The 12344-nt window shown below is 44.6% G+C and carries 15 protein-coding genes; 1 reads left to right on the top strand and 14 read right to left on the bottom strand.

Annotated features, from left to right (window positions below):
* The 13 genes from B9J84_RS06870 to yceD form a co-directional block, all read right to left on the bottom strand.
* Nucleotides 1-699, bottom strand: a 699-nt coding sequence (locus B9J84_RS06870) for a TatD family hydrolase (protein WP_094123826.1), incomplete at its 3' end; no start/stop codon positions are given.
* Nucleotides 690-1676, bottom strand: coding sequence for a DNA polymerase III subunit delta' (holB, locus tag B9J84_RS06865; RefSeq protein WP_094123825.1), 987 nt, complete (start codon nucleotides 1674-1676; stop codon nucleotides 690-692). The genes holB and B9J84_RS06870, both read right to left, overlap by 10 nt.
* Before the next feature lie 9 nt (nucleotides 1677-1685).
* The gene (gene tmk / locus B9J84_RS06860; protein ID WP_094123824.1) at nucleotides 1686-2330 is read right to left on the bottom strand and encodes a dTMP kinase; all 645 of its coding nucleotides are present in this window, start codon (nucleotides 2328-2330) and stop codon (nucleotides 1686-1688) included.
* On the bottom strand, nucleotides 2327-3343 hold the full coding sequence (mltG, locus tag B9J84_RS06855; protein WP_094123823.1) for an endolytic transglycosylase MltG: 1017 nt from the start codon (nucleotides 3341-3343) through the stop codon (nucleotides 2327-2329). Before mltG ends, tmk begins: the two co-directional genes overlap by 4 nt.
* A complete protein-coding gene (gene pabC, locus B9J84_RS06850; RefSeq protein WP_094123822.1) occupies nucleotides 3340-4137 on the bottom strand; it encodes an aminodeoxychorismate lyase in 798 nt (265 codons plus the stop codon). Before pabC ends, mltG begins: the two co-directional genes overlap by 4 nt.
* 77 nt (nucleotides 4138-4214) lie before the next feature.
* Complete coding sequence (gene fabF, locus B9J84_RS06845; protein WP_026028275.1) at nucleotides 4215-5459, bottom strand: beta-ketoacyl-ACP synthase II; 1245 nt, start codon at nucleotides 5457-5459, stop codon at nucleotides 4215-4217.
* Nucleotides 5460-5549: 90 nt separating this feature from the next.
* A complete protein-coding gene (gene acpP, locus B9J84_RS06840) occupies nucleotides 5550-5783 on the bottom strand; it encodes an acyl carrier protein (RefSeq protein WP_014204679.1) in 234 nt (77 codons plus the stop codon).
* Between the two features lie 234 nt (nucleotides 5784-6017).
* Nucleotides 6018-6752, bottom strand: coding sequence for a 3-oxoacyl-ACP reductase FabG (gene fabG, locus B9J84_RS06835; protein WP_026027249.1), 735 nt, complete (start codon nucleotides 6750-6752; stop codon nucleotides 6018-6020).
* A gap of 19 nt (nucleotides 6753-6771) precedes the next feature.
* On the bottom strand, nucleotides 6772-7695 hold the full coding sequence (fabD, locus tag B9J84_RS06830) for an ACP S-malonyltransferase (RefSeq protein WP_017045257.1): 924 nt from the start codon (nucleotides 7693-7695) through the stop codon (nucleotides 6772-6774).
* Between the two features lie 63 nt (nucleotides 7696-7758).
* Nucleotides 7759-8709 carry a beta-ketoacyl-ACP synthase III gene (locus B9J84_RS06825; RefSeq protein WP_010319117.1) on the bottom strand — a complete coding sequence of 317 codons (951 nt, stop codon included), beginning with the start codon at nucleotides 8707-8709 and terminating at the stop codon, nucleotides 7759-7761.
* Between the two features lie 5 nt (nucleotides 8710-8714).
* On the bottom strand, nucleotides 8715-9740 hold the full coding sequence (gene plsX, locus B9J84_RS06820; RefSeq protein WP_094123821.1) for a phosphate acyltransferase PlsX: 1026 nt from the start codon (nucleotides 9738-9740) through the stop codon (nucleotides 8715-8717).
* A 9-nt stretch (nucleotides 9741-9749) separates the two neighbouring features.
* Entirely contained in the window at nucleotides 9750-9920 is a 171-nt protein-coding gene (gene rpmF / locus B9J84_RS06815; RefSeq protein WP_010319119.1) for a 50S ribosomal protein L32, read from the bottom strand.
* A 33-nt stretch (nucleotides 9921-9953) separates the two neighbouring features.
* Nucleotides 9954-10478, bottom strand: coding sequence for a 23S rRNA accumulation protein YceD (gene yceD / locus B9J84_RS06810; protein ID WP_010319120.1), 525 nt, complete (start codon nucleotides 10476-10478; stop codon nucleotides 9954-9956).
* Nucleotides 10479-10624: 146 nt separating this feature from the next.
* Here yceD and B9J84_RS06805 point away from each other — a divergent pair, with 146 nt between their 5' ends.
* Complete coding sequence (locus B9J84_RS06805; protein WP_094123820.1) at nucleotides 10625-11209, top strand: nucleoside triphosphate pyrophosphatase; 585 nt, start codon at nucleotides 10625-10627, stop codon at nucleotides 11207-11209.
* Between the two features lie 106 nt (nucleotides 11210-11315).
* Here the strand turns inward: B9J84_RS06805 and rluC are convergent, their stop codons facing one another.
* The gene (gene rluC / locus B9J84_RS06800; RefSeq protein ID WP_094123827.1) at nucleotides 11316-12263 is read right to left on the bottom strand and encodes a 23S rRNA pseudouridine(955/2504/2580) synthase RluC; all 948 of its coding nucleotides are present in this window, start codon (nucleotides 12261-12263) and stop codon (nucleotides 11316-11318) included.
* Nucleotides 12264-12344 lie beyond the last annotated feature (81 nt).

Below are 12344 nucleotides of genomic sequence, written 5' to 3'. Positions count from 1 at the left end.
TAGCTGTGCAATATAAGCAGCAACCTCAACAACGTAGGCTGGCTGATTTTGCTGACCACGGTGTGGAACCGGCGCAAGATAAGGGGAATCAGTTTCAATCAGCAAGCGTTCCAAGGGCAGCGCCTTCACAACTTCTTTCAATTCTGTCGCTTGTCTAAACGTGACAATTCCTGAGATAGAAATATAAAAGCCAAGCTCCATAGCGGCTTGTGCAAAGGCAAGATCTTCAGTAAAACAATGGATAACACCACCGCACCTTTCTGCCCCACCATTACGGAGCATTTCAAGAGTATCAGCCCGGGCATTTCGTGTATGAATAATCAAAGGTTTGTTAAGGGCAACGGCGGTTTCAATGTGCTGTGAAAACCGTAACTTCTGTAACTCAGCCGTTTCCGGTTGATAATGATAATCTAGCCCCGTTTCGCCAATCGCCACCACTTTGGGATGACTCGCGTATTGACGGAAGCGGGTCAATTCAAAATGACTTTCAACGTCAAGTGGATGAACACCACAAGAAGCATGAACATTATCAAAGGGCTGAATAAGCTCTAACATTGGTTCAAAAGAATCCAGCGTTACGCCAACAGAAAGCAATTGCTTAACATTGGCTTGACGAGCTTTTTCTACTACATCAGCAACATCGATATGGAGCGTATCGTAATCAAGTTTATCTAAGTGGCAGTGCGAATCTACAAACATGTTTTCTCATCATTAAAGTTAAATAGCCAATCGCTGATCAGTAGCTCGCTATTGAGCCCACTAAACGTCTTTAGTTCTTCCATTAAACGAGTTAATACCTTGGTTTGGCGATAAAGTACTGGGTAGCTGATCTGTTTTGCTAATCGAAGGCTAATAGGAAGCTGCTGCTGTTCAACCACGCCAAATTGTACCTTTTGCGTATCGGTCAACATGGTCCACAACCAAGCCAAATATTGGGTAGGCGCCTCATTAATCTGCTTCACACAAGCGGAAATATCGGCACTGGCATCGGTTAAGCAATGAGCAATATTTTGCTCAAAAGCCTGATATTTTGCTAACTCTCCCGATTGAATAAACGCCAACGTATTTAGTGGTGAATAACCATTTAAATGCGCCGCATAAGGAGGGACAGGTTGCGATGTCTGTTCACTTAACCAATGCGAGACTTGTTCACTGCTCGGTGGTGTCAGCACCGTTTTTTGACAGCGACTGATAATGGTTGGGAGTAATGGGTTGATACGAGAGGCGACAAGTAAGAAAAAACAATTGCGCCCCGGAGCTTCTAACGTTTTGAGCAGTGCATTCGCTGCTGATTCATTCATGGAATCGGCGGGATTAATAACGATAAAGCGAGCACCAGAAAGCTGCGCCGATTCTTGAGCCAACTTATTGCATTGCCTAATTTGATCAACGGTAATCGCCTTCCCCTCTTTTTCAGGCGAGATCAGATGAAAATCAGGGTGACTACCAGACTTCATCAATTCGCAGCTATGACAAAACCCACACGCTTCTGAATGGCTATGCGAACACATCACTGCTGCACTCAACTTCTCAATGAGCCGTTCAGCGCCCAGCCCTGAGGGAGAAACGAGTAAGCTCGCCGCAGGGAACTGCTGGTTATTGAGGCTGGTTTGCCACTGAAGCCAATAGCCTGCTAACCAAGGATACAGATCATTTATCATTAATTTGTTACTCAATGTTTAGCTCTAGTTTCTCTCTAGCATATTGGTTTCTAGAAACTGGTTTAACGCTGCTTTGATAGAGAATGCCACCGCTTCTATTGTTTGTTCAGCATTAATCACGGCCACGCTTTTATCTTCCTTAGCTAGGGCAAGGTAACGTTCACGCGTGCGCTCAAAAAAACCAATATCCATTTTTTCGATACGATCAAGCTCACCTCGACCTCTGGCTCTTTCTAAACCGATGCTCGGATCTAGGTCCAAATAGAGAGTAAAATCTGGCTTAAAATCACCTAGCGTTACCTTTTTAAGGTTTTGCATCGTTTCTAGCGGAATTTGCCTCCCACCACCTTGGTAGGCTTGAGAGGACATATCATGGCGATCACCAACCACCCACGAACCAGCCGCAAGTGCAGGCTTAATCACATTTTCAACCAATTGAACACGAGCAGCGTACATTAATAGCAGCTCAGTCATATCCTGAAGCACTTCACCTTCATGCTCTTCTTTGACTAAGGCGCGCATTTTTTCTGCTAAAACAGTCCCGCCCGGCTCACGAGTATGAGTGATATTTGTCACGCCGAACTCAATAAGTGTTTCTCTAATGGATTGAATAGCAGTGCTTTTTCCTGCGCCTTCTAAACCTTCTACAACAATAAATTTAGCATTCATGACTGGGTTCTTAACTGTTTTAAATAAGCGCGAACAGCGCGATTATGTTCATTCAATGTTTTAGAAAAAACGTGTCCACCAGAGCCACTGGCAACAAAATACAAATAATTACTCTGCTCTGGGTTTAATGCCGCTTTGATTGAGGCTTCCCCCGCCATCGCAATAGGCGTAGGAGGTAAACCAAAAATAGTATAAGTATTAAATGGCGTCGGTGTTCTTAAGTCTTTTTTACGAAGATTGCCATCGTAGGCATCGCCAAGCCCGTAAATGACCGTAGGATCAGTCTGTAGCCGCATCCGTTTATTGAGTCGATTGACAAAAACGGAGGCAATGCGCCCTCGCTCTGAAGCAATAGCCGTTTCCTTTTCAATAATTGACGCCAAAATCAACGCTTCATAAGGCGTTTTAATTGGCAGATTTGGCTGGCGATTGGCCCAATGTTGATCGAGTATTTTCTCAAGACGTCTATTGGCCCTTTTTAGGATCTCAAAATCGGTCGTTCCAAAAGGGAAATGATAAGTCTCCGCTAGAAACAGTCCTTCAAGCTTTTGCTGCTCAATGCCTAATTTTTGGGCAATGTCGGCTTCTGCCAAATCAGCTATCGTGTTTGTCACGCCTTCGGTTTGTGCAAGCAGAGCTCGCCACTCATTAAAGCGGCTCCCTTCGACAAAGGTAATAGAAAACTGATGCTCTTTACCGGATATCACGTCACTTAAGAGATCGATCAATCGATCTCCGGGTTGTACTTGGTAAGTTCCCGCCTTAATTTTGGTTATTTCAGGATGCAGACGTCGCACTAACTTGTACATCGAAAAATCCGTTATCCATTTTTTCTCATTTAATAGCGTTAATACGCCATTAAGGCTTGTACCTGATTTTATGGTCACGACTTGCGATGAAGGAAGCGATAGAGGCTGTTCTAAATAAGCATCTACCTGCCGCTCAATGTAGAAATATCCAGCTCCAACGGCGATAATGATCAGTAGTAATACAACGAAAATTCGATTAATCACGAGTTAAAACGCTCCTGAAAATAGCGTGTTATTTTACCAATAGGGAAAATCGTATTTGCAATTGCCGTGACAGGCGCAACGCCTAATAAGGAGTTAGTAATAAACACTTCATCTGCCGACAATAACTCTTCTAATGAGAATGCTCTCACCTCAACCTTGAGATCGGTAGCCGCCGCCAATAATACACGACGAATAACCCCAGCTACGCCTGCATTGTCTAAGCTTGGCGTACATAACCTATCCCCTGACACCCAAAAAATATTTGCAACCGTAGTTTCTATGACATGCTCATTGATGTCTAGCGCGATGCCGTCAGCGTACCCTTTTGCATCCATCTCTGACTTCAATAAAACTTGTTCTAGTCGATTGTTATGTTTGTGACCCGCCAATAATGGCGAGAGTCCCATCCGCTGTTGGCATACACCAAGCTCGATACCATCGGCTATCCACTGACCATAATGGGCTGGATACTCAAAGGTACTGATAGTGACTTGAGAATCGCCAACGTTAGCAGGGCTATAACCCCGACCACCTTGTCCGCGGCTAATATGAATTTTCACACCGGATTTTGCGGTACTAGGAACGATCGTTGAGAGCCAATGTTCAACTTGCCGCCAATCAGGGGCGGGAATAGCTAAACACCGCAAACAAGATTCCATGCGTTCAACGTGCATATCCCAATATTGAAGCTCACCAGCGCAAACGAGAATCGTTGTGAAGCAACCATCCCCATACTGAAAAGAGCGATCAGTAAGAGATAGAGTGTCACTAGGTTGTCCATTTACCCAAAACATCGTGCTTACCCCACAAAAAGAAACGGCTCAATGCTAAGCATCAAGCCGTTCAAACTCAAGTGTCACAACCACAATCATTAGATTTTTTTGAAAATCAACGAGCCGTTCGTACCACCAAAACCAAAAGAGTTACAGATTGCATATTCCATACCTTCCACTTTGCGGGCAGTGTGTGGAACAAGATCAATGCCTAAACCTTCTTCTGGATCATCAAGGTTAATGGTTGGTGGAACAATTTGGTCAACTAATGACATAACGGTGATAATGGCTTCAACAGAACCAGCCGCGCCTAGCAAATGACCAGTCATAGATTTAGTAGAAGAGACAAGAACTTGTTTCGAACCTTCTTCACCTAAAGCGCGCTTAACACCTTTAATTTCCGCAACATCACCAGCTGGAGTCGAAGTACCATGCGCGTTGACGTAACCGATTTGAGTACCTGTTACGCCCGCATCACGCATCGCGGCTTCCATCGCTAACGCACCACCTGAACCGTCTTCGCTTGGTGAAGTCATGTGATAAGCATCACCAGACATACCAAAGCCAACTAACTCAGCGTAAATCTTCGCACCGCGTGCTTTAGCATGTTCATATTCTTCAAGAACCATAACACCCGCACCATCGCCTAGAACAAAGCCATCACGGCCTTTGTCCCAAGGACGAGACGCTTTTTGCGGTTCATCATTACGCGTAGACAATGCTTTTGCTGCGCCAAAACCCGCCATGCCAAGTGGTGTCGATGCTTTTTCTGCACCACCCGCCACCATCGCATCGGCATCACCGTATGCAATCATACGTGCCGCATGGCCAATGTTATGTAAACCTGTTGTGCATGCGGTAGAAATAGCGATATTTGGACCACGAAGACCACGCATGATAGACAAGTTGCCTGAAACCATGTTGACAATCGTTGAGGGTACAAAGAACGGGCTCACTTTACGTGGGCCTTTTTCTACCAAGGCATGATGGCCAGTTTCAATCAAGTCAAGACCACCAATACCAGAGCCGATAGCAACACCGATTCTTGGGGCATTTTCTGGAGTTACTGTGATACCAGAATCATTAAGTGCTTGGATACCCGCCGCAATACCGTACTGGATAAAGAGATCCATCTTACGGGCATCTTTTTTAGACATATACTCTTCGCAGTTAAAGTCTTTGACTAGACCTGCAAAACGAGTTGAAAAATTGGTGGTATCAAAATGTTCGATATTAACGATACCGCTTTGACCAGCTAGCAGGGCTTTCCAAGAAGATTCTACAGTGTTGCCTACCGGTGACAACATACCCATGCCAGTGACAACGACACGACGCTTGGACACGATCATATTCTCCGGAGTTGAAAAGTTCTATGAGAGGTATAGAAGAGTTAGAAAAACTCAGGCGGCCAGAGGGCCGCCTGGGGAGAGATATTACTGAGCGCTGTTTACGTAGTCGATTGCAGCTTGAACAGTAGTGATCTTCTCAGCTTCTTCATCTGGAATTTCAGTATCGAATTCTTCTTCTAGAGCCATTACTAGCTCAACTGTATCTAGAGAATCAGCACCTAGATCTTCTACGAAAGAAGCTTCATTCTTTACTTCTGCTTCGTCTACACCTAGCTGTTCAACAATGATTTTCTTTACGCGTTCTTCGATGTTGCTCATGTTTTCTTTTCCTTTACAGATTTCGCCTAATGCGATGGTTCCGTAGTTTATTCTAACTAGGGAAAGTTGCAAGTGGGTCATTGCTGGTCAAACCACAATTTTACCGATTTTAACCGAAATTAAGACCATTTTTGACTTAAATCATGCACAAATGTTGCGCATATAGTTAGCAAGTTTTACACGTTGTTGACAATAGCAAAGCCTTTATTTCATCAATAACGTTCAAAAACCAACTTATACCATGTACATCCCGCCATTTACGTGCAAAGTTTCACCCGTAATGTAGGCAGCCTCTGGAGAAGCTAAAAATACCACTGCCGACGCAATTTCGCGTGGATCGCCTAAGCGGCCAGCTGGCACTTGGGCTAGTGTAGCAGTACGTTGGTCATCATTCAGCGCTTTTGTCATATCTGTTTCGATAAAACCTGGCGCAACTGTGTTAACCGTCACACCACGAGATGCAACTTCGCGAGCCATAGACTTAGTAAAGCCAATTACGCCCGCTTTTGCCGCTGCGTAGTTGGTTTGACCAGCGTTACCCATAGTACCGACCACAGAGCCCACATTGATGATGCGACCATTGCGCTTTTTCATCATGCCACGTAGCACCGCTTTCGATAAGCGGAAGATAGACGTTAAATTGGTATCAATAATATCTGACCATTCATCATCTTTCATGCGCATTAATAGATTATCACGAGTAATCCCGGCGTTATTCACAAGAATATCGATCACGCCAAACTCGTCATTGATGGTTTTCAGCGTCGCTGCGATAGATTCCACATCCGTCACGTTCAGCGCTAAGCCTTTACCATTATTACCAAGATATTCACTGATTGCCGCTGCACCGCTTTCGCTAGTAGCCGTGCCGATCACTGTTGCACCGCGTTCAACTAATAATTCAGCGATCGCTCGGCCAATACCACGGCTTGCGCCAGTCACGAGAGCAATTTTGCCTTCTAGGTTCATCATCTATTCTTTCCTTTGATTACTTAACGGCATCAAGTGAAGCAATGTCATTCACTGCTGCTGATTCAAGCGATTTAATAATGCGCTTAGTCAGGCCTGTCAAAACTTTGCCTGGGCCAACTTCAAGCAGCTTTTCTATGCCTTGCTCACTCATCAACTGTACACATTCCGTCCAACGAACAGGGCTGTATAGTTGACGAACTAACGCATCTTTAATTTTGGCCGGATCAATTTCTGCTATTACATCCACATTGTTGATAACCGGAATTTGTGGTGCATGAAATTCAATCGATTGTAATGCAACCGCTAACTTGTCTGCTGCTGGCTTCATTAAAGCACAGTGAGAAGGAACAGAAACTGGCAATGGCAGCGCGCGCTTTGCTCCGGCCTCTTTACATAACTGACCCGCACGTTCAACTGCATCTTTATTGCCTGCGATGACAACTTGGCCTGGCGAGTTAAAGTTAACCGGTGAAACCACTTCACCTTGAGCTGCTTCTTCACACGCTTTTGCTATCAGCTCATCATCAAGACCGATAATAGCCGACATCGCGCCTACTCCTGCCGGAACGGCTTCTTGCATTAACTGACCGCGCAGCTCTACTAATTTGATGGCTTGCTTAAAGTCAACTACACCTGCACACACCAGTGCGGAATACTCACCCAAGCTATGGCCAGCAAGCAAGGCTGGCTGCTCTAAACCTAGGCTTTGCCATAACCGCCAAAGGGCAACAGAAGAAGCGAGTAATGCCGGTTGAGTACGAGAGGTTTGGTTAAGATCTTCTACTGGGCCATTTTGTACCAATGCCCATAAATCATAACCCAGCACTTCAGAAGCTTCGGCAAATGTCTGTTGAATGACATCATACTGCTGACCAAGTTCCGCAAGCATACCAACTGATTGCGAGCCTTGACCTGGAAATACGATAGCAAACTTGCTCATTGTTTGTTTCCTTAAGTAAAAACAAGAGGTTGAACCAACCCCTTAAAATAAAAATCTATCCGCTTAAAACTTAACGAGTGCCGAGCCCCAAGTAAAACCACCACCGAAGGCTTCAAGCAATAACGTTTGACCACGTTGAATTCGACCATCTCGCACGGCTTCATCGAGCGCGGTTGGGACGGTAGCGGCAGACGTATTACCATGGCGATCAAGCGTTATTACGACTTGGTCAAGTGACATTGATAGTTTTTTCGCGGTCGCGGAAATAATGCGATAGTTAGCTTGATGAGGCACTAACCAATCTAATTCTGATTTGTGCATGTTATTGGCAGCAAGCGTATCTTTAACAAGCTTAGAGAGTTGCGTCACTGCCACTTTAAAGACTTCATTACCCGCCATATAGAGCCATTTATCAGCATCACCACCACGCTCTGGAACAGGTAAACTCAAGAGCTCGCCAAACTCACCATCAGAATAGATATGAGTCGACAAAATGCCCGGCTCTTCACTTGCGCCAATAATGACAGCGCCTGCGCCATCACCAAATAAAATGATCGTCGAACGGTCCGTTGGATCGCAAGTTTTAGACAAGGCATCAGCACCAATGACAAGAATGTTTTTACACATACCCGATTTAATGTGTTGATCTGCAATCGATAATCCATAGACAAAACCTGAACAAGCCGCCGCTAAATCAAAAGCAGGACATCCTTTGATGCCAAGCTTACCTTGCACCTGGCATGCCGCCGAAGGAAATGCATGGCTACTGCTGGTTGTTGCAACAATAATCAGATCAATATCGTTTTTATCAATGCCGGCCATTTGAATGGCATTTTGCGCTGCATAGAAAGCCATATCCGCAACGGTTTCATTCTCCGCGCAAATGCGGCGCTCACGAATACCAGTACGGGCAATAATCCACTCATCGCTTGTCTCTACCATTTTCTCTAAATCTGCGTTGGTACGCACCTGAGATGGCAAGTAGCTGCCAGTACCTAAAATTTTGCTATACATGAAGACTAATAATGCCTCTCGAGTAAAACCGCTTCCAAACGATCGCTTATACGGCTGGGGACTTGTCGTTTGACCTCGTGTACCGCTTCGGAAATCGCATTCACGACGGCGAGTACATCAGCACTTCCATGACTTTTTATGACAATGCCGCGCAATCCTAACAAACTTGCGCCGTTATACTGGTCGGGGTTCAATGTTTTTAGTTCAGTAAATAATGAAGAAAACAGTTTTCGTGCAATCCAACCCTTTATGGATGAGCCCAAAAGTTGGCTTTTTAACTTATCAATAAAGAGTTGTGCTGTGCCTTCACATGCTTTCAGGCAAACATTGCCGACAAAACCATCGCAAACAATCACATCAGCGACATCATCCAACAACTGATTACCTTCGATATAGCCGATATAGTTGACGGCCTGAGTTTGATTCAGCATTTCAGCGCAACGCTTCACTAAATCATTCCCTTTAATCTCTTCCGCACCAATATTAAGGATGGCAACTTTTGCAGAGCGGCCTAAATGCTGTTCGGCTAGCGCACTCCCCATGACAGCAAATTGAAACAGAGAATCTGCATCACTTGATACGTTCGCACCCAAATCCAGCATCCAAGTGCGTTGACCTGAAGCCGTCGGCAACGCTGAAACTAATGCAGGACGATCAATGCCGGGCAGCAATTTCAGACGAAAACGAGATAACGCCATGAGCGCACCTGTATTGCCACCACTGACACAAGCATCAGCACGGCTATCAGAAACTAGGTCAATTGCGATACCCATTGAACTTCCAGCACTATTGCGTAAGGCCAGAGAAGGTTTTTCGGAGTTAGAAATAACGCGGTCACTGTGCAAAATACTCATGCGAGTATTAAGTTCATAACCTAATTGAGATAATTGATGTGTGATCAACACTTGATCACCAACGAGGATCACTTTGAGCTCTGGGAAATGCGACAGTGCCTGCACGGCGGCAGGCACTGTTACGCGAGGACCGAAATCCCCGCCCATTGCATCAAGTGCAACGGTTAAATATTGCAAAGGTCAACCTTACTTGCTGATAACCTTTTTGCCACGGTAATAACCGTCAGCAGTCATGTTGTGACGTAGGTGAGTTTCACCTGAAGTCGCATCTACAGATAGTGCAGATGTAGTTAGCGCATCATGTGAACGACGCATGCCACGACGTGCGCGTGATTTTTTGCTCTTTTGTACGGCCATTGACCCTACTCCTTTGTCTTAACCTATAACGAATTATCGTTTTAAGTTTTTTAAAACATCAAATGGATTCGGCTTTTCTTCCGCTAGTTCTTCTGGAAGTTCACCAAATACTAAATTGTCTGAATTAACGCTACATTCCGCTCTATCGTGCATTGCTACTTGTGGCAAATTAATGATGAACTCGTCTTCAACTAATTGTACAAGGTCGATCTCACCGTACTCATTCGGATCTACCAAATCGTACTCTTCCGGTGCGTCTTCATCCGTTTTACTCCCCAAGTAAGGAGTATACTTGAATTGGACTTCGCACTCATGTGCGAAAACCTTGTTACAGCGTTGACACTCTAAATCGACAGAGATGTTAGCTTTACCAGAGATAACAACTAGTCGCTGTTCATCAAGCCCAAATGACAATGAGACTTGTGCGTCGCGTTTAACGCCTGCGACTGATTCTTCTAAACGCTTAAAAAGACTGAGTTGGATGATACCATCACAATCAAGTCGTTTTTGAGCTGCTTTAGCCGGATCAATCGATCGCGGTATTTTTACCTTTTGCATAGGGCGCGAATATTATCTTCCAAATCGGTTTTAGTCAAAGAAAAAGGCAAAAAAGTTCGTTTTTTCCCCTTTCCACTGAGAGAATTATGTACAGCATGTCTGATTGATATATGCTGCGGTAAAATTCGCAGCAATTCTAAATCAAAATGCAAAATTACCAACTAGTTTTAGCATCTACTTCGCCGTTTCGGCAGCAATTACTTAAAAAGCTGGATTTACCTTTTGTTACCTGCTCGCCTAATTGCGACGAAACTCCGTTATCTAGTGAGTCCGCACAAGATCTGGTGACTCGTTTAGCAGAAACGAAAGCAAGATCTTGCCATCCAAACCAACCCAGTTTAGTCATCGGTTCTGATCAAGTTTGCGTGATTGACGGTGAGATTATTGGCAAACCTCATACTCAAGAACAAGCCATTAAGCAGTTACTCAGACAAAGTGGAAAAGCCATCACTTTTTATACTGGGCTTGCGGTTTACAACTCAGTCTCTGGTCAATGCATGGTCACCGTAGAACCCTTCACGGTTCATTTTCGCTCTTTATCTAGCGAGATGGTGACGGCTTACGTGGCAAAAGAACAGCCACTACAGTGCGCAGGCAGCTTTATGTGTGAGGGCCTAGGCATTGTACTTTTTGAACGTTTAGAAGGTGATGACCCTAATAGTTTGGTTGGGCTACCATTAATTAAGCTAGTCTCAATGCTTGAGTCTCAAGGCATTACCGTTTTAGGATAATGATTAAAAGTGAGCGCCTTGATCCGCGCTCACTTTTATACCATGACTTCGACCATTACTTTATGTTTCTACTATGTTGCTACTCGTTAGCGAATGAAAGCTGGCCTTAAGCGTTTCTCAATTTGACTAATGCTTGCTCTAGTTGAGTATCGAGTGGTGCATTAATGTCCATTAACGCCTCTGTCGAAGGGTGAACAAAACGAATATTCGCCGCGTGTAAGAATAATCGGTCAATGCCAAACTGTGCGGTATATGCGTCAAAACGGCGGTCACCATAACGATCATCCCACGCAATCGGGTGCCCTGTATACTGAGTATGAACGCGGATCTGATGAGTACGGCCAGTGATAGGACTGGCTTGCACCAAAGTTGCTTGTGCAAACTGTTCAAGGATCTTAAAGCGCGTTTCCGATGCTTTACCGTTTGAATTGACTCGCACAATGCTGTTCACTTCATTTTTCAATAGTGGCGCATTCACGACTTTACAGCTGCTTTTCCATTGCCCCATAACTAAAGCAAAGTAATATTTTTGAATCGTTTTTTCTCTAAACTGGGCTTGGAGATGGCGCAGCGCGGAGCGTTTTTTAGCCACTAATAAAATGCCCGACGTATCGCGATCGATACGGTGCACCAATTCCAAAAAACGAGCTTCTGGGCGCAATGCCCGCAGCGCTTCAATTGCGCCAAATTTCAAACCACTCCCACCATGAACAGCCGTACCGGAAGGTTTATTCAGAATAAGTAAGTGCTCATCCTCAAAAATAATGCAGTGTTCTAGCTCGGCGACTTTACTCAATTTGGTATTGGGTGTGTTGATCTCTTGATCCGACTGTTCGAGAGTCACTGGTGGTATTCTCACCACATCACCAGCTGATAACTTATATTCTGCTTTGATGCGTTTTTTATTTACACGAACCTCTCCTTTGCGCAGGATTCGGTAAACCATACTTTTGGGAACGTTTTTTAATTGGTTACGCAAAAAATTGTCAATGCGTTGACCAGCCATATCTTCATCGATATCGATGAGCTGGACTTGGGTTCTAATTTCACTCATGGGCGCCATTGTACCACTGTAAATTGTTTAAATTCACATTTTCTTCGCCACAAAAAAGAATATTTTCATCTGCTGTTTAAT

Source organism: Vibrio sp. V03_P4A6T147, from assembly GCF_002241085.1.
Taxonomy (GTDB): domain Bacteria; phylum Pseudomonadota; class Gammaproteobacteria; order Enterobacterales; family Vibrionaceae; genus Vibrio; species Vibrio anguillarum.
This window is presented reverse-complemented; position numbering and strand designations above follow the sequence as displayed.